The following is a 22411-nucleotide window of genomic DNA, read 5'->3' as shown; positions in this document are numbered from 1 at the left end:
TAGCATTTGAATGCTTCGGTTTGTCAAGGGTTCGCTGCGCCAGCTAAGTTGTTCTTAGGTTTAACTCAGGCTCTGGAGAAAATCAAGTGACGGCAAGATATGCTTTACCGGACTTCTGCAAAGCGTAAATCAGTCGTACGAGTTTCTTTGTGGCATGAGATAGGGCAACATTGTAGTGCTTGCCTTCAGCTTGCTTTTTGGTAAGGTATTCAGTAAAAACAGGATTCCAGTAGCAGACGTATTTGGTTGCAGTGTAAAGAGCGTATCGAAGATAACGAGAGCCACGCTTTTCCATGTGTGCATAGCAGTTTGTGAGTTTTCCTGACTGGTATGTGGAGGGAGAACATCCAGCATAAGCCAAAACTTTGTCAGGAGAGTTAAAATTCGAAAAATCCCCTACCTCTGCAAGAATCATCGCAGCAGAATGAAATCCCATTCCGGGAATCGAAAGGATCGGCGGTTTCAATTCATCCATGATTTTCCGAATGGCATCTTCAATTTCATTGATTTCGGAGGTAAGTTCTTGAATGAGCTTAATGGTGTGCTTTAATTCCAAAGACTTAGCAGGCATAACAGAACCAATGGATGTTCTGGCTGCATCTCGGATATGAGTAGCTTTATCTTTTCGGTAATGGCCTCTGGATGTTTTCACGAGAATATTAGCTAATCTGGTCAGATGAGCTTCTGAAATCTGCTTTGCACCGGGATACTCACTGAGAAGTGCGTAGATTGAAGTGCCGTGGATAGACGAAACAAGCTGTTCCAATTCCGGAAACAGGATTGTAACCAATCTGGACACCGACTGCTTTAGTTTAGCGCGTTCCTGAACTTTATCAAATCGGTATCTCGTGAGTGACTTTAGTTCTTCGTTGTGATATGCTGTATCTGTGTAGGACTTGAGGTCTACATCGGACAACAGCATAGTTGCAATCGTTTTTGCATCCACACGATCGGTTTTAGTTTTGCGAAGACTGAGGCTCTTTCGATACAGGTTGGTATGCAAGGGATTCATGACATAGACGGGCAGATCATTGTCAAGAAGAAACCCACGGATGTTGTAGCTATAATGTCCGGTAGCCTCAAGCCCTACTTTTATTTTGTCTGATTTTTGAGAACAGTCTTGGATTGTTTGTAGCAGACTTTTGAAACCATCCATGTTGTTGGGAATGGTAAAGCAATCGACAAGGGTCGTTCCTTCCGAATCGAGAATGCAACAGTCATGCTTATCTTTGGCAACATCAATTCCGACACAGACCATTTTATACCTCCGTTATATTATTCAATGCTGCTTAGGACCACAGACTTCTTTGCTCTTGTAACCTCGTTCTAAATAAACCGTCTGGCGGTATCTAACTGATTAACATTTCAACAAAGAAGCTGTGGTTGGAGCCTTCGTCAAACCGTCTTTGCGGTAGGAGGTGTTCACCAATCCACAGCATCCCATACAGTGTAGCATACCGCTGGAGAGCGGTCTATAAATACTACTCTTTTATAATACGAGGAGGAGTTTGATTCCGTTCCGTGGCTCCCGGCGGATCAGACTATTTTGGATGTTATCAGAAGTTCAATGCAGCCAGTGAAACCACTCCATACCAGCGAATATGACAACGAACCTCTGCAGAGATGCTGAGGATTCCCGGAATGAAAGATGAACTGGGCCGTCCCATGATGCTGTTGGTGAAAGCCGCTATTCCGAAAAAATCGTAAAACAGAGGCCTCCGAATCTTTTCCTAATAAGAAAGAGATTCGGAGGCCTTTATTGGTTGATTTAGCTAACAGTCGTGTCGAAAGACATCCCGTCTGAGGGCAAAGCGAAGGTTTTGCTTTTCGGGCGGGATTTTTTTGCTTTTTGGGACTGTTGTATACAATATACGGACTAAGAGGGTGGGTGACTTGGACTACGAGTCCATAAACTTTTGCTCGAAAGTACGATACACTATTGTCACGGCAGCGGCCCACCTCCGAAAGGGAGCGGGAGCCGCAGCCGGGCGGACCTTGAAAATTGAATATGCAGCTTCAGGTACTTCCAGATAATGATACTTCCGTAATTCGCGGCCCGGTCATAAAGAAGACGGGGTGGCCGAGAGGCCAATGGAGTGGTGCAAATCCAACGCCTGATTGTTTCCCTTTCTCAGGGGTGCCGGGGGTAAATTAAGAGAAACCATACAAAACCTTTTCCAAACGCCGTTCGAGGGTAACCACGGACGGCGTTTTTATATATCAGCGAAAAGGAGTACGCAAATGAATCGCAAGACCACAAAAAAGGTGGATGAATCCACCCTGACAACTTTGTGCGCCGTCTGCCGAGGGGCATTTTTGGACGCAAAGGGCGTCCGGCTTCGCAGAGCCGACCCCAGGCAGCTCGTCAAGGATGTCTGCACGTATTGCCAGACACGATATGGGTTTGACTACTACGTTCAGCCCATTGTCCGTAAATCGAAAATGACCGGAAAGGAGAACCGACGTGAAACTGAGCCAGCTTAAAATTGACCCGGAGTTCCAAAGCAAAATTCCGCCGCTGCAGTTTGAGGAAGAACAGCAGCTTGAGCAGAACATCATTGCCGAGGGTCGTCTTCTGAATCCCATCATCACATGGAATGGCTACATTCTGGATGGGCACACCCGCTACCGCATCCTGAAAACCGTAAAGGAGGAGAAATTATGATGAATTCAAATTTAAACCTCAGTGCTTTGCCTGAATGCAAGTTTGCCTATCAGATGGTGAACAGTGCGCTGCTGATCCCGTGTATTGAATATCAGCGTATGCTACGGATGGAGAAGGTTTCGCAGATCGCGGAAAACTTCTCGGAGTACATCGCGAACGAGCCGAAGGTCAGCTACCGGGATGGGCGCTTCTACATCTTTGATGGGCAGAACACGGTAGAAGCACGTCGAACCTGCAACGGTGGTATGGAATTGCCCATCCGCTGCAAAGTCTTCTGCGGCCTTACCAAAGAAGACGAAGCAACGCTGTTTGCGATTCAGACCGGCAATGCTACCTGCCTGACGGCGGGCGAACGCCTTCGTGCAAATCTGGTGGCCGAAAACCCGGATGCACTTTACTTTGTGGGGATCACGTCGAATGCCGGTGTGGAATTTGCCTACATTGATCGTTGCAACTGTTACCACTCGGACGGAAAAGAAGAAAAAACAGCCCACCCATGTGCTGGTGGATTCCAACCCGGCCTTTGAAGAACCGTCCATGATTCTTCTGGAGCAGATCTTCACGATCGATAAATCCCGCATCGAACGCTTTATGGGCTATGCCAGCAAGGCTGAAATGCTCCGCATTGATATGGCTTTGCTGGTCAGCCTGGCGTTGAACCTTCTCGCCGGGAGCCGCAGCGAATAGCGGACAACCCGTGATCCGTAAGAATGAGGTGATGGCGATGTGACCGGAGGTGAGTGAGCCATGCGAAAGAGTGCCCCCATTGAAGTGGTGGTGCATTACCCCAAAACCGAGGAAGGCTGGGAAGAGTTGGGCAAGCGTGTCGCAACCGCCCACGCCAACGATGTGATCGAAAAAATCGAGCGGCTGAACTGCCCCACATGGCAGAAGCTGGAACTGTATCAGGCGGTCATTGATACCACCAAGGGCACCTATAAGCCCAAGGAACACCAGAAACCCGGCTGGCATAAGTGGAGAAGCGCGCCCGGCGGGTGGAGTCGAAGGTGTCCACGGCTTTCATCAGGCCAATGGTGCCCAAAGAACTGCTGTATCCGGCGCCTTTGCTGCATAAAAACGATGATACGACTGATTTCCGAAAAGATTGCATGAAATCTTATCAAAGTATTATTCTTTTGTGAATTTTAGCACTCTGTACTTGACAGTGCTAAAAATATGTGCTATAACTAGGCCGTGCTCAGGGGAGAGGGGCATGAGGGAGCCGCAAGGCTCCCGGGAAGACTCCGCTCCTGATGCACATCTCATAAATTTTTTACCCGACCCGAACGCCGGGATTGGAGGAATGATTTATGTTTATGCCGACTATTTTCCATGAAAACCTGTTCGATGATTTCTTTGACCCGTTCTGGAACGATGGTGCGCTGGAGCGTGCGATGAACCGTGAAGAGCGTGAGACCTTCGGCAAGCGCGGTGCAAACATGATGAAGACCGATGTGAAGCAGACCGCCGACGGCAGCTATGACGTTGCCGTTGACCTGCCCGGCTGCAAGAAGGAAGACGTTCAGATGGAGCTGAACGACGGCTACCTGACCATTCAGGCCGTCCGCAGCCACAGCAATGACGAGAAGGATAAAGAGGGCCGCTACCTGCGCCGCGAGACCTTCTCTGGCACCTGCGCCCGCAGCTTCTATGTGGGCGACGCCGTGAAGAAGGAGGACATCCACGCAAAGTTCGAGGATGGCATCCTGCACGTCACGCTGCCCGCATCTCAGCAGCAGAAGGCTCTGCCTGTGAACCCGAACCTGATCGAAATTGAATAACTGTTATGTACCGGTGTAAAATACCGGTGCATAGGACTTGCCCCCGGAGAGCTGCCCAAAGGCTCTCCGGGGGCTTTTTGCGTTCCGGCATCTTTTCGGCAGGGAAAAGCATGGTGTGATCCGGATGGCATAGGGCAGGGGGTCAGGCCCGGCTCCTTCATCGCCCGCATTCCCCACGGTATTCTCAGATACTTCATATCAAAACCTCCATTCCATCTTTACGATCTGCATTTTCATCCCATGGTCGCCGACTTTGGCGAGAAGACGAAAGAATCCGCTGCCGCTCTTGACAAAGAGTGGTTTTGTACTATGATTGTTATACATACAACGATGCAGATACATCTTTTTGAGATAAGACCCGGAGGCTGTCTATGGATATTACCGATGAAAAATGAGAAGAACTTCCGCCCGGACCGGATATTCTCTTATTTCCGGGCCGAGTGGCTCCCGCTGGCCTTCGTGACCCTGTCGGGCCTCATCTATAACATCGGCCTGCTGGCCACCCCGTGGTTCGAGGGCCGTCTGGCCCAGTGCCTGGCGGACATCCTGAGCGGCAGCGAAACAGCGGCCCAAATGGCGCTGCTGGTTCTGGCCTATATCCTCGTCACCCTGTTGGTGCAGGCGTCGCGGTTCATCAAGCGCTTTTATGTCCGCCGCTTTGCCAACAACATCAACCGCCGGATGAAGGGCATCCTCTACGCCAATCTGGTGCGCCAGAGCCGGGCTTCGCTGGAAAAAGAGGGCGCCGGTGAGCTGATGACCAAGGCCATCTCCGATGTGGACGACTGCGTGGAAGGTATGCGCAAGTTCACCACCGAAGTCTTCGATACCGGCGTGGCGCTGGCGGGTCATGTGGTCATGCTGCTGGTGTACGACTGGCGGCTGGCTCTGCTGAGCCTGCTGTTCACGCCCTTCTCCTACGTCTGCGCGGCATGGATGAAAAAGCCGGTCCAGCAGGCCGGTGCGGCCTACAAAAAGGCGGCGGGCGCACTGAGTGCCGCCACCCTCGACCGCGCCCGGAACGCCGTGACTTACCGCATCTACGGCTGCGAAGACGCCCGTGTGGAGCGGTACGAAGAGGCACTGAATACCTACGAAAAGACGGCAGTGAAGAACAACGTGTGGCAGTCGGCCCTGCCGCCGCTCTATCTGGCGGCGTCAGAGGCAGGCGTACTGTTCATTTTGTGGTTCGGCGCAAAGAATGTCCTCGGCACCGGCTGGCGTGTGTGGGACATCGCGGCTTTTACCACCTTCCTCTCCTGCTTCACCAAGCTGGTGGTCAAATCCTCCAAGGTGGCCAAGCTCTTCAACTCGGTGCAGAAGGCCGAAGTCTCCTGGAAGCGCATCAAACCTCTGATGAAGTCGCCGGAGCAGCTGGACGCACTGGATGTCCCGGCGGCAGAAGATGTGACCCTCAGGAACCTCTCCTTCGCCTACGGCGACACCCTCATCTTTTCGGGTCTGAGTCTGACAGCCCATCCCGGCGACATCATCGGAGTCACCGGCCCGGTGGCCTGCGGCAAATCTACCTTTGGCCGGGTCTTCCTCTGCGAGGCCCCCTATGAAGGCTCGGCGCAGTTTGGCAGAAAGGAGTTCTCCGCTCTGGCTCCGCGTCAGATTTCGGCCACCGTCGGCTATCTGGGCCACGACCCGGAGCTGAGCGCCGACACGGTGCAGAACAATGTCCTCTGCGGCAGCAAGCGGGACGCCATGCCCTATCTCGCCGCTGCTGCGCTGGAAGGCGAGGTGCTGGCGATGGAGAACGGCCTCGATACCGTCATCGGCAGCAGCGGCACCCGTCTTTCCGGCGGACAGGCCCAGCGTCTGGCGCTGGCCCGGACGCTGGCCCATCCGCGCCCTGTCCTCATCCTCGACGACCCGTTCTCGGCCCTTGACCGGGACACGGAGGATACGGTCTTTGCCGACCTGCAGGAATATGCCAGGGATAAGGTCGTCTTCCTCATCTCGCACCGCCTGTACCACTTCCCGCAGATGCAGAAGATCGTCTTTATGGATGGCGGAAAGACCACTGTCGGCACCCATGAGGAGCTGATGGCATCGGCCCCGGTCTACCGCCAGCTGTACGAAAGCCAGACAGGAGGGAAACAGCATGGAGAGCAGGCGTAAAAATGGTGTGTTTGAGGCTATCCGGATGGCCGCCGTGACCCACCGCCTTCTCACAGCGGGGACCGTCCTGTGTGCGGCGGCATCGGTGGCGGCGTCTCTGGTGCCGCCGCTGCTGCTGGCCCGCATCATCGACGGGCTGACGGCCGGGCTTCCGCTGACGTTCCCTGCGGTGCTTCTTTATTTCGGCAGTCTGGCGCTGGAAGGGATGCTCTCCTCGGCGCAGGAGAGCCTGCTGGTGCTCTTCGGCCAGAAAATGACCCACGCCCTGCGCTCTGAAATGTCCCGGAAGCTGACCAAGCTTCCCGCCAGCACACTGGCAGGGCAGAACCCCGGCGAGGTGGCCGCGCGCTTCTCGGGCGATGTGGATACGGTGGAGGCGCTGTTCACCTCCGGCATCATCAGCATGGTGGCAGACGCCTGCCGCATCCTCTCCATCATGGCGGTCATCGCCGTGAAGAATCCCGGCCTTGCGCTGATTTTGCTGCTGGTGCTGCCGCTGTTCGCCGTGTTCACCCGCCATGTGCAGACGCGGATGCTGGCAGCTCAGCTGGATAACCGCCGGGCGGTCGCCGCTGTGTCCGGCCAGGTCCCGGAAACACTGCACAACATCCGCACCATCCGGGCTCTGGGTCTGGAAGACTACATGGAGCGCCGCTATGACCGGTGCATCGGCGAAAGCTATGCCGCAATGGAGCGGACGAATTTTTACGACGCGATCTATTCGCCCGTCGTGCTGGTGCTGAATGCCGCCGTGGTCGGCATCGTCATGCTCCTCTCGGCTTCCGGCAATGCGGCTGTCCTGACGTTGTTCGGGATGTCGGTCGGCACCTCGGTGGCCGTCATCAACTACATTTCCCGCATCTTTGCGCCCATCGAGAGCCTTGGCATGGAGATACAGACCATCCAGTCGGCAATGGCGGGCGTCAAGCGCATCGACGCCTTCCTTGACCAGCCGGAACGCACCATCCCCAAGGAGCGGGAGACCTCTGCCCGGGGCGATGTGGTGCTCTCTCATGTGACCTTCGGTTACGGCGAAAAGCACGTCTTGAACGATTTTTCCATGACCGTCAAGCAGGGCGAGCAGGTGACGCTGGTGGGCCGGACGGGTGCCGGAAAGAGCACAGTCTTCAAGCTGCTGCTGGGACTTTATCACCCGGAAGCCGGGTCGGTGACCATCGGCGGCGTTGACGTGGCGGACATCACGGACGCCAGACGCCGCATCTGCATCAGCTGTGTGGAACAGCATTTTGCCCGTGTGCCGGGTACGGTGCTGGAACAGATCACGCTGGGCGACCCCGGCATCACCGAAGAGATGGCAAGGAATGCCGCGAAGCTTGCCGGTCTGGATGCCGCCATCCAGACCCTGCCGAACGGCTATGATACGGTGTGTACTGACGGGATGTTTTCGCAGGGCGAGTGGCAGCTTCTGTCCATCGCCCGCGCCGCAGCGGCAGACCCTGCCGTGCTGCTGCTGGACGAGATAACGGCCAACCTCGATGCTGAGACCGAGGCCCGTGTCCTCGAAGCGCTTCGCCGCGCGTCCGAAGGACGCACGGTGCTCTCCGTCTCCCACCGCATCTATGAGAACCTCGGCGGCCGGACGGTAGAGGTCAGGACGCAAAACGCATAAGAAAAAGTGAAAAATGAAACAAGAAAAAGCTTACTATCATCTGCCCGGACTGTTCGAGTTCTACGAGCTGTACCGGGAGTTCCTGCCCCTGTTCCGGGCGCACAGAGAATACTTTTATGACTGGTGCGACATCGGCTCCATCTACGGCGCACCGGCCGACTGCGTCTGGGGCGGTGGACGGGCTGGCTTCGGGGAGCATGACCCCAAAGAAGTCCTTGCCCTGACGCGGGAATACGGCATCTCGGCGCGGCTGACCTTCAGCAACTCGCTCCTCCGGGAGGAACACCTTTCGGATAAAAAGTGCAACGCTCTCTGCGCCCTGTTTGAGCAGGAAAACCCGGTACAGAGCGGCGTCATCGTCCACTCGGAGCTGCTGCTGGACTACCTGAAAACGCACTATCCGCAGCTTTATTTCGTGTCCTCCACGACCAAGGTGCTGACAGAGTTTCAGCAGCTCCGGGCGGAGACGGCCCGGGAAGAGTTCCGCTATGTGGTGCCGGACTTCCGGCTGAACAAAGCCTTTGGAGAGCTGGACAGTCTGCCGCAGGCGCAGAAAGACAAAGTGGAATTTCTCTGCAACGAGTGCTGCTGGGTCGGATGCCGGGACAGAAAGTGCTGCTATGAGAATGTCAGCCGAAAAAATCTCGGCGAAGCCTGCCCCGAACACATCTGTACCGCACCGGGTGCGGAGGAAGGCTACCGCTTCTCGAAGGCGATGGAAAATCCGGGGTTTATCGGCATCAGGGACATTCAGGATGTCTATATGCCGATGGGATTTTCCAACTTCAAGATCGAGGGCCGGGGCCTGGGCAGTGCGCTGGTACTGGAATTTCTGCTCTACTACATGACAAAACCGGAATACCAGCTGCATGTCCGGGAAGCCATCTATCTGGACAATATGCTCGACCTGTTCTGAGGAACCGCACGACGGTTGCGTCGAGCCGGATGACACCGGGCAGAACGCCAGGAGCGGCTATCGGAAAGGCGTGGGCTGATAAATAAAACAAGGGCTGCTGTACAACACGGTACAGCAGCCCTTTGCAGTTATTTCCGGCTCGTCAGCTTATTCAAAAACATCACAGCCAGCACGATGACGCCGATGATCAGCACGATGCTCACCATCCCGATGACCATGATGGGCAGAGTCGTCATCCACGAAGTAAGATGCAGCATATCAGTCCCTCCTTTAGCTCAGCAGGGTCAGCAGCAGTCCGCCGGCGATGACAGAGGCTATCTGGCCCGAGACGTTGACACTGATGGAGTACATCAGCAGGAAATTCTGGTTGTCCTCCTCGAGGCCCAGCTTGTTGACGACACGGCCGCTCATGGGGAAGGCCGAGATGCCGGCTGCGCCGATCATGGGGTTGAGCTTTTTGCTCTCCGGGAGGAAGAGGTTCGTCAGCTTTGCGAACAGCACACCGCCGGCGGTGTCAAACACAAAGGCCACGAGGCCCAGTGCAAGGATGAGCAGAGTGTCGGGCCGCACGAACTTGTCGGCGGTCATCTGGCCGGCCACGGTCAGGCCCAGCACGATGGTGATGAGGTTTGCGAGGACGTTCTGCGCCGTTTCACTCAGGGTGTTCAGCACACCGCACTCCCGCAGCAGGTTGCCGAACATCAGAAAGCCCACCAGTGCTACGCTGGCCGGAGCCACGAGCCCGGCGATGATGGTCACGACGATGGGGAACAAGATCTTGGTCAGCTGGCTGACACTGCCCTTCTGGTAGGGCATCCGGATGCGGCGCTCCTTCTGGGTGGTCAGCAGCTTGATGACCGGCGGCTGCACGATGGGGACCAGCGCCATGTAGCTGTAGGCCGCCACCATGATGGCACCAAGGTACTGGGAGTGCAGGACGTTGGCCACGAAGATGGCCGTGGGGCCGTCTGCCGCGCCGATGACGGCGATGGAAGCGGCGTCCTTCAAATCGAAGAAGAAGCCCGCGAGGAAGAGGGTGAAGAAGATGCCGAACTGCGCCGCTGCGCCGAAGAGCATCAGCCACGGCTTCTCGAGCAGCGGGCCGAAGTCGATCATTGCACCGATGCCGATGAAGAGCAGCAGGGGGAACAGCTCGTTGGACATCCCGGCCTCAAACAGAGCCGAAATGGGGCCGACGGTGTCGCCCTGCGTGATAGCGCCCGATAAGGGCAGGTTGACGAGGATGGCTCCGAAGCCCATGGGGAGAAGCAGGCTCGGCTCCATCTTTTTTGCGATGGCGAGGTAGATGAGCAGGGCGCCGATGCCCCACATCACCACCATCTGCCAGGTCAGGTTCCCGAAATTGGAAAAGAGACTGGCGAATGCATTCCAGAAATCCATGTCATTGCCTCCTTTGAAATCTGCGGTGCAATGACGAAAAAAGAGACTTCCGCCACAGCACCAATTACTGTGACAAAAGTCTCAAGCGAACACATGACATCGGGCATTTCTGCCGTGTTGACGCTGCCATGCAGCGCTCCCATAAGGTGGAGCGCCCTCTACTCCCTTTTATCCAATTCTATTAAACCAGAATATGCGAAGCCTGTCAAGAAATGTGCGGGACTTTTAGCTGAATCTTAGGGGGAACTCTGAATATAGAGTGAAAAAAGAGGCTGAAGAGTACGAAAATGCTTTTTGCACTTTATTCTTTTACAACGGCCGCCTTCTCGATGCCATAGCGGGCAAAGAGGGGGAGGGCCTCCGGCGGAACCGTCTCGCCGCTGACCACGATGGGGATGGCAGGCGGGCAGGAGACCGCCGGTGCGGCGCAGATGCGGCCCACAGCCTCGGCGGCAGGGATCATCTCCTGCGGTGCAAGGACAGCTTCCCGGATGGTGAAACGGCGGGGCTGTGCTTCGAGCGCCCCGGCCAATGCCGCGAAAGCGGCAGGATCGTCAGCCGCAACGGAAACATCGGCAGCAGGGGCCTCATCGCAGATGGCGTGCAGGGCCGTTTGCAGGCAGGCAAACTCTGCCGCAGAACTCTCGGCGGAAGGCATCAGCACGACGTAACGGGGGTCGGCATACTCGCACTCCACACCCCGCTCCCGCAGAGCCTGCGCCAGCTGCTGGCCGGAAAGCCCCAGCGCGGCGGCGTCCAGCGTCAGCTTGAGGGGTTCACGGTGCGCCCCGGTGAGGGGGAGCGCCAGCCCGGGCCGGAGGGCATCCAGCTCCCGGCAGAGCATCCCCAGCCGCCAGCGGCAAACGTCCAGCTTCTCCCGGAAGCCGTCGGCCAGAACCGCGTTGGCGGCGTCCAGCGACTGTAAAATGAGATAAGAGGGGCTGGTGGAGCCGAAGAGAGCCAGCGCATTGCGCACCGCGGCCTCATCGGCCTGCACGGACGAACCAAGGTGCAGATAGGCACCGCCCGTGAGGACAGGCAGGGTCTTGTGGGCCGAGTCACAGCAGAGGTCCGCGCCCAGCTGGATGGGGTGGCGGCTGCCCTCCTTCAAAAAGTGGAGATAGGCGCCGTGAGCGTTGTCCACCAGAAGGGGCAGACCGTGGGCGTGGCAGACCGCCGACAGCCCCGCGACATCCTGCACGAAGCCCAGATAGTCCGGGCTGGTGAGGTAGACGCCGAAGGGCGTGCGGCCCTCGGCGGCCAGCTCGTCCAGCGCAGAAGAGAGCGCCTCCGGCTCCACAGGGCAGGTGCAGAGCGCCCCGGCGGCGTCCGGCGCAGGCCAGAGCCACTGGATGTCGAAGTCCAGCAGAGCCGCCGCGTAAAGCAGGGCCTTGTGGGCGTTCCGCGCCGCCAGCAGGACAGGCCGACCTGCCTTTGCGGGCCGCATTTGGAGCGCAAGGTGGAGCATGGCCCGGATGCACTGGCTGCTGCCCTCGGTGCTGTAATAGGTGCGGGCGGTGCCGAAGAGCTGCGTCGCGTTGGCCTCGCTCTGAGCGATGATGCCCTCGGCTTCGTACAGCTCGTCTGCGCCCGCAATTTCGGTGATGTCAAGCTCTTCACAGCCCAGCGGGCCGCGGCCCTTGTGGCCCGGCATATGCATCCGGGTGGTGCGCTGCCGGGCGTAGCGACGGACAAAATCGACGACAGGAGTGTTCATGGCTTTATTCGCAGGCTTCGCCGTCTGCGCAGGCGTTGCAGGTGCCGCCCAGCTCGATGGGAACTTCGATGCCCTGAGCTGCCAGCTCCTGGTTCTCAGCAACTTTTATCATGATGGCGCACTCGACACGCTTCTTAAACAGCTCACAGCCGTACTCGTAGACGCCGGTGATGCTGCCGGTGGCGTGGTAGGCGTTGGCTGCACAGCCGCCGGAGCAGTAGAGCTTGGCCCAGCAGTCCTTGCACTCGGGGCGGGCGTAGGCGTTGCAGTGCTTGAACTCATCCCGCACGGCGGTGTTGGTGACGCCCTTCCAGATGTCGCCCATCAGGTACTTGGGGTCGCCGACGAACTGGTGGCAGGGGTAGAGGTCGCCCCAGGGGGTGACGGCCATGTACTCGGTGCCGGAGCCGCAGCCGGAGATGCGCTTGTAGATGCAGGGGCCGCCGGTGAGGTCGATCATGTAATGGTAGAAGGTGAAGCCGCGGCCCTCGCGGTCGCGCTTTATCATCTCCTTGGCGAGGATCTCGTACTGCTCCTTCAGGATGGGCAGGTCCTCGGCGGTGAGGGCGCTGGGGTCGGTGGGCTTGGTGACGACCGGTTCCATGCTCAGCTCCGTGAAGCCGAGGTCGGCCATGTGGAAGATGTCGTTGGTGAAGTCGGTGTTGTAGTGGGTGTAGGTGCCGCGCATGTAATAGTTCTTGTCGCCGCGCTTTTTCACGAACTCCTGGAACTTCGGCACGATGGCGTCATAGCTGCCGTGGCCTGCGTAGTCCTTGCGGAAGCGGTCATGGACTTCCTTGCGGCCATCGAGGCTCAGCACGACATTGTGGCACTCCTTGTTGCAGAAGTCGATGACATCATCGTCGATGAGCATACCGTTGGTGGTCATGGTGAAGCGGAAGTTCTTGTTGTGGATCTTCTCCTGCTCGCGGCAGTAGGCGACGAGCTTTTTGACCATGTCGAAGTTCATCAGAGGCTCGCCGCCGAAGAAATCGACCTCGAGGTTGCGGCGGGTGCCGGAGTTCTCGATGAGGAAGTCCATAGCCCGCTTGCCCACCTCGAAGCTCATCAGGGCGCGGTCGCCCTGATAGCGGCCCTGCGAGGCGAAGCAGTAGGAGCAGTTGAGGTTGCAGGTGTGGGCGACGTGGAGGCAGAGCGCCTTGACCACGGTCTGGCGGTTCTTGAAGTCGAAGGCCATGTCTTTGTAGACGTCGGGAGCCCAAAGCTTGCCGGCGGCTTCCAGAGAGGCCACATCCTCGAGGCACTGGCGCAGGTCGGCCTCGGTGACGTCGGGGCGGTCGGCATACTTTGCCAGCATGGCGGCCACGATCTCGTCGGCAGAGTGCTCTTTGTACATCGCAATGACGTCGTAAGCCACGTCGTCCACGACGTGGACCGAGCCGCTGCAGCTGTCCAGCACGATGTTATATCCGTTCAGTTGATACTGATGTACCATTTCATTCTCCAATCTATAATTGCCATAAAAAAATGCCGCCCTGCAAAGGCGGCATAGGGTCTGCAATGATTACTTATTGCTGTTCTCGCACTTCTGGTTTGCGACGCCGCAGGAGGTCTTGCAGGCAGACTGGCAAGAAGTCTGGCACTCGCCGCAGCCGCCGGTCACGACGCTCTTGGTCAGGTCACGAGTAGCGATAGTCTTAATACGTTCCATAGTTGAAAACCTCTCTAAGCTCCAAAGTTTTGCATACAGCTCTCTGTATACAGTGTTATCTTTATGTATGATAACACGATGTGCGGATTCTGTCAAGATTTCGCGGGTAGGTTTTTATCCCAGCGGCTGATACTTTTTCAGGATGGTATGCAGTCCCAGCTCCCGGGCGCGGGAGAGCAGGTAGCGGTAGCGGCACAAAAGCGCCTGCCGCTCGTAGATGCGCTGCTCGATGAGGTCGGAGTCCACCTCGAGGTCGAACATCATCGCGTTCCGCTGCAGGCAGAACAGGCACTCTTTCAGCTCTTCTTCCAGCTCGGGGTGGTAGCGCTCGTGCTCGTTGTCGCGGGGGATGCGGGGCGAAAGCAGAGTCTGGGTGGTCTTGGATGGGGTTTGCAGCATAAGGCGTCCTCCTTTATTAACAAGTAGAAAATCAGGTACACCTTATTGTATGGTGCGGAACGTGCAGAAAATGCCGGTTCTGAGGTTGGCACAAAGAAAACGCCGCCTCCGGGGGCGGGAGACGGCGTATGCTGGAAGTTATCAGAAGATGCGGTTGGCGCGGTTCATGTACTCGAGCTCACGCTTTGCGCAGGCATTCACATAGAGATTGATGTCGGAAGTGGTTTGCAGGTTAGCAATGCGGGCGTTCAGCTCAGCGCCTTGCGACTGAATGCCGCTCAACTGGTCAGATATACGCTCAGAGTTGCGGATAAGCTGACCAACCTTGCAGTTGGATTCTTCGATGGCATCATAAAGATCCTGTTGGAGCTCTTTGATCTCATCCAAGCGCTGGATAACCTGATCCAATTTCGAGATGATTCTATCCAGACGGCATTCAGTGTCATATTTGTTGTATGCACCCTCATGGCCTTCCAACTGAGTGCATACGCCGGTATCGAAGTAGCCATACAGGGAACAGATAGGGACGAGACCCCAATATTTTTTATGGATAACGCCCTTGTTGTATAGCTTGTTCAAAGTATCCACAGTCTTTTTGTGTGCATCCTTCAAAGTTTTGAGCTGGCCTTGAAGAAGCAGCTTTTTAGGACGCTCTCTTTCTACACGGAGTCGATCTTGTTCGACAGACAGATTGTATGCCTTTAATGCGGCATCATAACGCTTTTTTGATTCTACATCGGCACTATGCTGAGCGTCCGAGGCGTTTAATCGACTAATGAAAAAAGCAATGATTCCGACAATGAATGCGAGAAGGGCTATTTCCCAGAAAAATCCCCTGAAATCATACAGGAGCAACCCAAGCACAAACAACAATACAGCTCCAGGTAGACATAAAAAGGCAACATTAGCTGCGGTGTCGTCGTAGTAGTGCGGAGAAGCTTGCTGATAAACCGGTTTTACGTACTGACGATAATCTGGTAATCCTGAAAGCTTGTATTCCAACGATGCAATAACTTGATTTTGAGTATAGATCTCCTTTTCCAGGTCCATTAACATACTGAGATGTTCTTTGATTGCCGCAGCATTCATTGTGACACCATCCTTTTTACCTCTGATATTGTCCACTTTCGGGCCATATTAAAATAATACTCCACATATGGATAATTGTCAATATTCGGGCAATCCTTTACCATTCTATTATAGATATAATCTAATTTGTTGGGAGTGGGACTGTCCGTGATTTCGTTTGAACCTCTTTGGAAAACAATGAAAATGCGTGGTATCTCCCAGTATAAACTGCTGAAGGATTATCACTTCAGCGCTGGACAGCTGAACCGACTGCGAAACAATCATAATGTCAACACCTATACCATTGACCAGCTCTGCAAGATTTTAGACTGCAAAATCGAAGACGTCGCCATCTATCTGGAAGAGGGAACTTCGGACATTGAAAAATAAACTTGACGGATTTTCGCGGATTTCTAAAAAAGTACAACTTTTTTCAAAAATCTGCTTGACAAAACGCGCAAAGGCGGCTATAATAGCACACGTTGACCGGCTCGCCGCCGCGAAACACAACAGGATATTGGGGATTTGCATAGTGGTAGTGCGGTAGACTCTGACTCTACTTGTGGGAGTTCGATTCTCTCATCCCCAACCAGAAAGCCATCTGATTCGTTCAGATGGCTTTTTTGTTTTATCTCTCGGTGCGTTTTTGGGCCGGTGCGACACAAAGCTCTGATTTTTTCTCGCCTGCCGGGGCTATACTGTTTCTTGATGCAACAGGGCAATACGGAAGATAGGAGCCAGGCAAATGAGCATTTGGGACGCATTCGGCAAAGGACGATATAAGGGCTTCTCCCGGGAGGCGGGGCAGCTGCTGGATAAGGCGGTGGAGCTGGCCGGAGGGCTGGGCTGCAAAAAGGCAGACACCGGCCACCTGCTGTGGGCGATGCTGCAAGCGGACGGCGGCCCGGCGGCCCGCTTTCTGGCCGGGAAGAACATCTCGGAGCTGGAAGTGCGGCGTCAGCTGTCCGCCGGGCGGGATGGTTCGGTCACCAGGCTTGCCCGGGGCGATATGGCGGCGGACCTGCGCCGGGCAATGGACTACGCCATCATCGGGGCGCAGAACGCCCACCTGAGCCGGGCCGAGCCGGAGCATCTGCTCTGCGCCATGCTGGAAGATACCGACTGCGCCGCCGGGGTCATGCTGGCATCCATGGGCGTCCAGCTCACCGAGGCGGTGCGGGAGTGCCGCCAGCTTTCAGGGCAGTTCATCCTGCCGATCCAGCCGCGCTCGGCGTCGTCGCTGCCGCGGGGGAGCCGGGCCAGCGACAAATACTGCCGCGATTTGACCCGCCGGGCGGCGGACGGCGAGCTGGACCCGGTGTTCTGCCGGGAAAAAGAGCTGGACCGGATGGTAGAGATCTTATGCCGCCGCCAGAAGAACAACCCCTGCCTTGTGGGGGAACCGGGCGTGGGCAAGACCGCGCTGGCCGAAGGGCTTGCCCAGCGCATCGCCGACAAGCAGGTACCCCGGATGCTCCAGGGGCGGCGTCTGCTGGCGCTGGACATGGCCAGCCTCGTGGCTGGTACGAAGTACCGCGGCGACTTCGAAGAGCGGTTCAAGAACCTGCTGGAAGAACTCGTCCGGGACGGCAGCGCCATCCTCTTCGTGGATGAGTTCCACACCATCGTCGGCGCCGGTGCGGCAGAGGGGGCGATCGACGCGGCCAGCATCTTAAAGCCGGTGCTGGCCCGGGGCGAACTGCAGCTCATCGGCGCGACGACGAATCAGGAGTTCCGCACCCACATCCAGAAGGACGCCGCCCTCGAGCGCCGCTTTGGCCGCGTCCAAATCGAAGAGCCCACGCCGAAGCAGGCTGTGGATATACTGGAAGGTCTGGCACCCCGCTACGAGCGGTATCACGGCGTCCGCCTGCCCAACGAAGCCCTGCGGGAGGCCGTGGAGCTCTCGGTGCGGTATCTGCCGGGGCGCTGTCTGCCGGATAAGGCCATCGACCTCGTGGACGAAGCCTGCGCGGCAGTGCGCATCCGGGCCGAGCGGGAAGGGGAGAAAGACCCCGTCCTCAGCCGGAAGGAAATTGCCCGGGTGGTGGCGCAGGCCAGCGGCGTGCCAGCTGAGCGGGTGGGCGAAAAGGAGCGGGAACGTCTGGCCCGCCTCGAAGAGCGCCTGAACGCCGAAGTCGTGGGCCAGAGCCGGGCTGTCGCCGCCGTGGCCGGGGCTATCCGGCGCAGCCGCACCGGGCTGGGGGAGCCGGGCCGGCCGATCGGTGCGATGCTCTTCCTCGGGCCTACCGGTGTCGGCAAGACCGCGCTGGCAAAGGCTCTGGCGGAGAGCTGGTTCGGCAGCGAGAAGGCCCTGCTCAAATTCGATATGTCGGAGTATCAGGAGCAGCACACCGTGGCGCGTCTGCTGGGTGCGCCTCCGGGCTATCTGGGCCACGACGAGGGCGGTCAGCTCACCGAGGCCGTCCGCCGCCGACCCTACAGCGTGGTGCTCTTTGACGAAATCGAAAAGGCGCACCCGGATATTCAGAATGTGCTCCTGCAGATGCTCGAGGATGGCCAGCTGACCGACTCCATGGGCCGCAAGGCGGATTTCCGCAATACCATCGTCCTGCTGACCTCCAACCTCGGCGCACGATTCCTTGCCGGGCAGAGCGCACCGCTGGGCTTCGGGGCGGGAAGCGAAGCCGCCTTTGAAAAGCAGTCGGAAGCCGCCGTTGCCGAGGCGAAGAAATGGTTCCGGCCGGAGCTGGTGGGCCGTCTGGATGAGCTCATCGTCTTCCGCCCGCTGGAGGAGCAGAGCCTCTGCTCCATCGCCGAAAAGCTGCTGGGCCAGCTGGAAGAGCGTGCTGCCCGCAGCGGCTATCAGTTGACCCACACGGCCCGGGTCGGCCCGGCGCTGGCGGCAAAAGCACATTCGCCCTATGGCGCGCGCGAGCTGCGCCGACAGGTAGACCGGGCCGTGGAGCAGGCTTTTGCCGACCAGATCGCCTCCGGCAGTGTGAGCCTCGGACAGCACTGGACGGCAGACTGCACCGAGGACGGCACGATCGTGGTGCAGGAGACGCAGACGGCGGGTGTCGGCTGAAAAGCTCTTGCATCTGCTCTGGTTTTCCGCTATGATAGAGGGCAGGAACCACCAGAGGAGGAAGCCGAATGCGCTATCTGTTTTTGCTCAACCCCACCGCAGGCAAGCGGGACTGCACTGCCGAGCTTGCCCCGGCCATCCGGGCCGCAGCCCAGCGGGCGGGCATCCCGCCGGAAAAACGGAAGGTCGTTGTGACCCGGTACGCAGGCCATGCCCGGGAGCTGGCCGCTGAGGCGGCGCACACCGCGCAGGCCGACGGTGAGCCGGTGCGCATCTGGACAGCGGGCGGCGACGGCACCTTCAACGAAGCGCTGACAGGGGCGCAGGGGTGCAGCCTCGCGGCAGTGGGGTGTCTGCCCTTTGGCAGCGGCAATGATTTTCTGCGCACCTACGGCACGCGGGAAGAGTTCAATGACCTCGACGCCCAGCTGGCGGGCGGCGAGGTGGACATTGATCTGATGCAGACCGACCTCGGCCTTTCGGCGACCATCTGCGCCGCCGGACTCGATGCACAGGTGGCTTACGGCATCCCGCAGTTCCGGCGCATCCCGTTCTGCGGCGGCGAGATGGCCTATGCACTCTCCATCGTCAAGCAGCTCTGCGGCCACATCGGACGGAACGTGACCTTCACCATCGACGGCGAGGAGCTGACGGTGGACTGCCTGATGTGTGCCGTCTGCAATGGCCGTACCTATGGAGGCGGCTTTTATGCGGCTCCCGAGGCGCAGCCCGACGACGGCTGGCTGGACGTTTTCATCATCCGCAGGGTGAGCCGCCTGACGATCGCCCGCCTGCTGGGAATGTACAAGAGCGGCAGGCACTTCCGGAACGGTGAGCTGACGGAACAGGCGAAGCCCTACTTCATCTACCGCCGGGCAAAGTGCGTCTCCCTGCGCCCGGCAGACGGACGCGGCCCTATCGTGGCGACTGCCGACGGCGAGTGCGCTCCCTGCGACGCCATCACCGCCCAGCTCAAGCCGCTGGCCGGGCGCGTCCTGCTGCCCAAACCGGCCTATGAGCGGTTCATGGCCCAGCGGGCCAACGTGTAAAATGAAAGGATAAGAAGCGTCCTGCACGTTTCTTTAGGGGCTCATCGGAGGATCAACAAAGGCGGCGGCTTTCCCTGTCAAGGAAAGCCGCCGCCTTTTCCGTTATCTTACAGCCTGTTTCAGCTGCTCCAGGTCATCCGCATCCGGGTGAGAAAGAGCTTTGTCAAAATTCTCGATCATGGCATCCAGATTGGGCAGATGAAGCGGCTGTTTTTTCATGTTCTCATACCGCTGGCGTACCGACATCGGCATTTTGCCCTGACACATATAGCGGCCGAAAACAGTGTTGCTCTTGTCCAGCGAATGCTCCGCCTTTTTCAAGATCTTATCAAAGTATTCTTTACTGCCGCCGAAGCCGGCAGTGCCAAAGAGAAAGATGTTTTTGCCGTGCAGCTGCTTCAAAAAGTCCGAAGTGCTTTCATCGGCATTTCCCTTGTCTGTCCAGAAGCCCACATAAAGGGTGTCCGCTTCCATAGCGGCAGGGTTCGGGCTGCCAAAATAACAGCAATCTGCCTGCGGCAGGCAGTCGTGCAGCGTATCTGCCAAGATTTTTGTGTTGCCTGTTTTGCTGCTGTATACGATCGCGTAACTCATAACTTCTCCTTTGTGAATGTCTTTTTGTTGAGTATATCGTGATTTTTTGTCGGGTAGGTTTATGCGTTTTTTGCTTCTTTTTCTCGCAAAGCATCATAAACGCAGCGAGTTCCCTGATGTGCCGTCAGCCCGCCCAGACACTTCTTGTTGCAGCGGAGACAGCGGTGGATCTGTTCCGCCTGCCCGTTTTTCAGCTTGTTCACCCAATCCGGGTCTGCCAGAAGCTGGCGGCTCATGGCGGCACACTGGATGCGTCCGCTGGCGAGCTGCTGCTCCACAAGATCCGGGTCGTTCAGACCACCGACACCACAGATGGGCAGGTCGGTGTACTGCCGCACCTCATCGCAGAATTTGAGGAAGCATCCCGGCTGGCTGAAATAGGGATGATCGGCGGGCGGGATGGTGTTTTCCAATGCAGAATGGTTTGCCAGCGTTACATGGAAGCTGGTCACACCCGCCTGCTCCAGCAGCGGAACGAACACCGGCAGTTCTTCTTCCACCACACCGGCATTGCCAAAGTGCGGGTTTTCCTGCCGGACAGCCAGCTTGTAATCAATGGGCATCCCCGGAACCGCCGCATGGACAGCCGAGACCGCTTCCACCGCAAAACGTGCTCGGTTTTCTGCGCTGCCGCCGTATTCATCGGTACGATGGTTGAAGATGGCTGAACTGAAACTGCCGCACATCCGGTCGCCATGCACCTGCACCATATCAAAGCCGGCCTGTTTTGCCAGCACCGCCGCTTTTCCAAACCCGCTGATGATGGTCCGGATCTTCCGTTTGGACATCTTTGTAATATAAGGAGCGACTTCGGCGTTCAGCTTTTCCCGCAGCTGATCCGGGGTGATTTTTTTCAGCAGCAGACCGGGAATGTATTTGAACATCGCCAGCAGATTGGAATCGCTCTGGTGCAGCTGGGCACAGACTTTGCAATCCGCATCATGGGCGATTTTCACGACCTGCTGGTAGAATGCAAAGCCTTTGGTGTCAAATAGAGATTTTTCAAATTTGCTTTTGCCCACCGGGACATCGCCCACGATGATCATGGCACAGCCGCCCTGTGCAATGGCACGGATCTTTGCAAGGTATTCTTCATCCGACAGCCCGAATGTTGTCGGCGCAAAAATGATGCGGTTTTTCAGCTGCATCCCACCATAATGGATCGGACTCAAGATCGTTTCGTACATCATTTGCACACTTTCTTTTGCACTGCTTTTTGCAGTAATGTCAGCAGCTGCTGCCGCTCCTGCGCTGTCAGTCCGCCCAGACTCTGCGCATCCCAGTCGATAAAGACCTGATGACAGACCACAAAGGCGTTTTCACCCCTCCGGGTCAGCTTCAGGTGGTAGCTGCGCCCATTCTTTTCTTTCGTCAGAAAGCCGTCTTCGGCCAGCTTGTTCAGGCTGCGCTGGGAGTGGCCCCAATCCAGATGCAGATCTTTGGTCAGTTCCGAAGGCGTACAATCCGGATGCTTTCCTACATAAATGACAAAATATATCAGCCCGAAGCTCAGACCCAGTTCCTGTAACCGCTGGGTCGTGTAAGCGGCAAACTCTCTGTGCAGGGTCAGAATGCAGGAAGATACCGTGGAGGGTCCCATTTCGTCAACTCCTTCTTTTTTGAACGGAAAGCATTATAGCACTGTTACTTGACAAAGTCAAGTGTTTTGACTGCACTGTGCTTCGGAGCGAAAATATGAAGGTGAACCGGAATTGCCCAAACAGAGAGATGATCCCCCTATAGTTTAACGCACTGGTCTTATGACGGGTGCGTTTTTTGTTATCTGAAAGGTAGATGGATCGTACATTGTTCGTACATGGCGAGGGCAAAAAGAACATGGCTCATGGAAAGGACATAAAAACTTAACAAAGAAATTTGCAAAACCCCTTGATTTTTGACTCCAAGATGAGTACAATACACTTAGCACTCAAGGAAAAAGAGTGCTAAACAACCGGAAGGGCGCAGCCCCCGGGACATAAAACAGTTTATCTTTTATATTTATAATAGGAGGGCAAGAACGATGAAGATCATTCCTCTTGCAGACCGTGTTGTTATCAAGACTGTTGAGGTCGAGGAGACCACCAAGGGCGGCCTCATCCTGACTGGCAGCGCGAAAGAGAAGCCCCAGGTGGCACAGGTCGTGGCCGTTGGCCCCGGCGGTGTCGTGGACGGCAAGGAAGTCAAGATGACTGTCAAGGTGGGCGACAAGGTGCTCACCAGCAAGTACTCCGGCACCGAGGTCAAGGTGGACGGCGAAGAATGCACCATCGTGCGTCAGGCCGACATTCTGGCCATCGTGGAGTAAGCGTCTTTCCCTCACACTGGATAATCAAGCATTTACGA

General features: G+C 56.9%; 23 protein-coding genes and 1 tRNA gene. 13 read left to right on the top strand and 11 right to left on the bottom strand.

Translation table 11 applies throughout. The features are described from left to right. Nucleotides 1-82: 82 nt before the first annotated feature. Nucleotides 83-1258, bottom strand: coding sequence for an IS110 family transposase (locus tag F3G95_RS02890; RefSeq protein ID WP_117527650.1), 1176 nt, complete (start codon nt 1256-1258; stop codon nt 83-85). 1206 nt (nt 1259-2464) lie between these two features. Between F3G95_RS02890 and F3G95_RS02870 the strand changes: the two genes are divergently transcribed. The 8 genes from F3G95_RS02870 to F3G95_RS02835 all read left to right on the top strand — a co-directional run bounded on the left by F3G95_RS02870 (nt 2465) and on the right by F3G95_RS02835 (nt 9119). After that, nucleotides 2465-2665: a hypothetical protein gene (locus F3G95_RS02870; protein WP_149793741.1), complete on the top strand. Its 201-nt coding sequence runs from the start codon at nt 2465-2467 to the stop codon at nt 2663-2665. Continuing rightward, entirely contained in the window at nt 2662-3192 is a 531-nt protein-coding gene (locus tag F3G95_RS02865; RefSeq protein ID WP_243130254.1) for a DUF6551 family protein, read from the top strand. Before F3G95_RS02870 ends, F3G95_RS02865 begins: the two co-directional genes overlap by 4 nt. Then, entirely contained in the window at nt 3083-3352 is a 270-nt protein-coding gene (locus F3G95_RS02860; protein ID WP_243130253.1) for a type II toxin-antitoxin system PemK/MazF family toxin, read from the top strand. The genes F3G95_RS02865 and F3G95_RS02860 overlap by 110 nt, the downstream gene beginning before the upstream one ends. A 60-nt stretch (nt 3353-3412) precedes the next feature. Next, nucleotides 3413-3778: a hypothetical protein gene (locus tag F3G95_RS13935; RefSeq protein ID WP_243130252.1), complete on the top strand. Its 366-nt coding sequence runs from the start codon at nt 3413-3415 to the stop codon at nt 3776-3778. Between the two features lie 197 nt (nt 3779-3975). Beyond that, nucleotides 3976-4446: an Hsp20/alpha crystallin family protein gene (locus tag F3G95_RS02850; RefSeq protein WP_149793740.1), complete on the top strand. Its 471-nt coding sequence runs from the start codon at nt 3976-3978 to the stop codon at nt 4444-4446. Nucleotides 4447-4830: 384 nt separating this feature from the next. Further along, nucleotides 4831-6573 carry an ABC transporter ATP-binding protein gene (locus F3G95_RS02845; protein WP_149793739.1) on the top strand — a complete coding sequence of 581 codons (1743 nt, stop codon included), beginning with the start codon at nt 4831-4833 and terminating at the stop codon, nt 6571-6573. Beyond that, complete coding sequence (locus tag F3G95_RS02840) at nt 6557-8203, top strand: ABC transporter ATP-binding protein (protein ID WP_149793738.1); 1647 nt, start codon at nt 6557-6559, stop codon at nt 8201-8203. The genes F3G95_RS02845 and F3G95_RS02840 overlap by 17 nt, the downstream gene beginning before the upstream one ends. A 13-nt stretch (nt 8204-8216) precedes the next feature. Further along, nucleotides 8217-9119 carry a hypothetical protein gene (locus F3G95_RS02835; RefSeq protein ID WP_149793737.1) on the top strand — a complete coding sequence of 301 codons (903 nt, stop codon included), beginning with the start codon at nt 8217-8219 and terminating at the stop codon, nt 9117-9119. A 128-nt stretch (nt 9120-9247) separates the two neighbouring features. Here F3G95_RS02835 and F3G95_RS02830 read toward each other — a convergent pair whose 3' ends face one another. The 7 genes from F3G95_RS02830 to F3G95_RS02800 form a co-directional block, all read right to left on the bottom strand. Further along, entirely contained in the window at nt 9248-9376 is a 129-nt protein-coding gene (locus F3G95_RS02830; protein ID WP_149793736.1) for an oxaloacetate decarboxylase, read from the bottom strand. Nucleotides 9377-9389: 13 nt separating this feature from the next. Further along, on the bottom strand, nt 9390-10520 hold the full coding sequence (locus tag F3G95_RS02825) for a sodium ion-translocating decarboxylase subunit beta (RefSeq protein WP_149793735.1): 1131 nt from the start codon (nt 10518-10520) through the stop codon (nt 9390-9392). Nucleotides 10521-10821: 301 nt separating this feature from the next. After that, nucleotides 10822-12237, bottom strand: a complete 1416-nt coding sequence (locus F3G95_RS02820) for an amino acid decarboxylase (protein WP_149793734.1) — start codon at nt 12235-12237, stop codon at nt 10822-10824. Nucleotides 12238-12241: 4 nt separating this feature from the next. Then, the gene (scfB, locus tag F3G95_RS02815) at nt 12242-13693 is read right to left on the bottom strand and encodes a thioether cross-link-forming SCIFF peptide maturase (protein ID WP_149793733.1); all 1452 of its coding nucleotides are present in this window, start codon (nt 13691-13693) and stop codon (nt 12242-12244) included. Nucleotides 13694-13762: 69 nt separating this feature from the next. Beyond that, nucleotides 13763-13909, bottom strand: coding sequence for a six-cysteine ranthipeptide SCIFF (scfA, locus tag F3G95_RS02810; RefSeq protein WP_015563834.1), 147 nt, complete (start codon nt 13907-13909; stop codon nt 13763-13765). Between the two features lie 114 nt (nt 13910-14023). Further along, on the bottom strand, nt 14024-14308 hold the full coding sequence (locus tag F3G95_RS02805; RefSeq protein WP_149793732.1) for a DUF2508 domain-containing protein: 285 nt from the start codon (nt 14306-14308) through the stop codon (nt 14024-14026). Between the two features lie 141 nt (nt 14309-14449). Further along, nucleotides 14450-15397, bottom strand: coding sequence for a hypothetical protein (locus F3G95_RS02800; RefSeq protein ID WP_149793731.1), 948 nt, complete (start codon nt 15395-15397; stop codon nt 14450-14452). Between the two features lie 177 nt (nt 15398-15574). Here F3G95_RS02800 and F3G95_RS02795 point away from each other — a divergent pair, with 177 nt between their 5' ends. From F3G95_RS02795 to F3G95_RS02780, 4 genes are all read left to right on the top strand, one after another. Further along, nucleotides 15575-15766, top strand: coding sequence for a helix-turn-helix transcriptional regulator (locus F3G95_RS02795; RefSeq protein WP_279240230.1), 192 nt, complete (start codon nt 15575-15577; stop codon nt 15764-15766). Nucleotides 15767-15894: 128 nt separating this feature from the next. Beyond that, nucleotides 15895-15968: transfer RNA gene (locus tag F3G95_RS02790), tRNA-Gln, on the top strand. Nucleotides 15969-16121: 153 nt separating this feature from the next. Continuing rightward, entirely contained in the window at nt 16122-18425 is a 2304-nt protein-coding gene (locus tag F3G95_RS02785; protein WP_149793729.1) for an ATP-dependent Clp protease ATP-binding subunit, read from the top strand. Nucleotides 18426-18493: 68 nt separating this feature from the next. Continuing rightward, entirely contained in the window at nt 18494-19474 is a 981-nt protein-coding gene (locus F3G95_RS02780) for a diacylglycerol kinase family protein (RefSeq protein WP_149793728.1), read from the top strand. Nucleotides 19475-19576: 102 nt separating this feature from the next. Here F3G95_RS02780 and bilS read toward each other — a convergent pair whose 3' ends face one another. From bilS to bilQ, 3 genes are read right to left on the bottom strand one after another with little or no spacing between them, the layout of a single operon-like run. After that, nucleotides 19577-20068 carry a flavodoxin family protein BilS gene (bilS, locus tag F3G95_RS02775; RefSeq protein WP_149793727.1) on the bottom strand — a complete coding sequence of 164 codons (492 nt, stop codon included), beginning with the start codon at nt 20066-20068 and terminating at the stop codon, nt 19577-19579. Nucleotides 20069-20127: 59 nt separating this feature from the next. Then, nucleotides 20128-21255: a bilirubin reductase gene (gene bilR / locus F3G95_RS02770; protein WP_149793885.1), complete on the bottom strand. Its 1128-nt coding sequence runs from the start codon at nt 21253-21255 to the stop codon at nt 20128-20130. Continuing rightward, on the bottom strand, nt 21255-21668 hold the full coding sequence (gene bilQ, locus F3G95_RS02765; protein WP_149793726.1) for a bilirubin utilization transcriptional regulator BilQ: 414 nt from the start codon (nt 21666-21668) through the stop codon (nt 21255-21257). The genes bilR and bilQ overlap by 1 nt, the downstream gene beginning before the upstream one ends. A 420-nt stretch (nt 21669-22088) precedes the next feature. On the opposite strand from bilQ, the gene F3G95_RS02760 reads away from it, so the two are divergent. After that, on the top strand, nt 22089-22373 hold the full coding sequence (locus F3G95_RS02760; protein WP_015563875.1) for a co-chaperone GroES: 285 nt from the start codon (nt 22089-22091) through the stop codon (nt 22371-22373). Nucleotides 22374-22411: the final 38 nt, after the last annotated feature.

Source organism: Faecalibacterium sp. Marseille-P9312 (assembly GCF_902497445.1).
Taxonomy (GTDB): domain Bacteria; phylum Bacillota; class Clostridia; order Oscillospirales; family Ruminococcaceae; genus Faecalibacterium; species Faecalibacterium longum.
The sequence above is the reverse complement of the archived record's forward strand: the minus strand, read 5'-3'. Positions and strand labels throughout refer to the sequence as shown.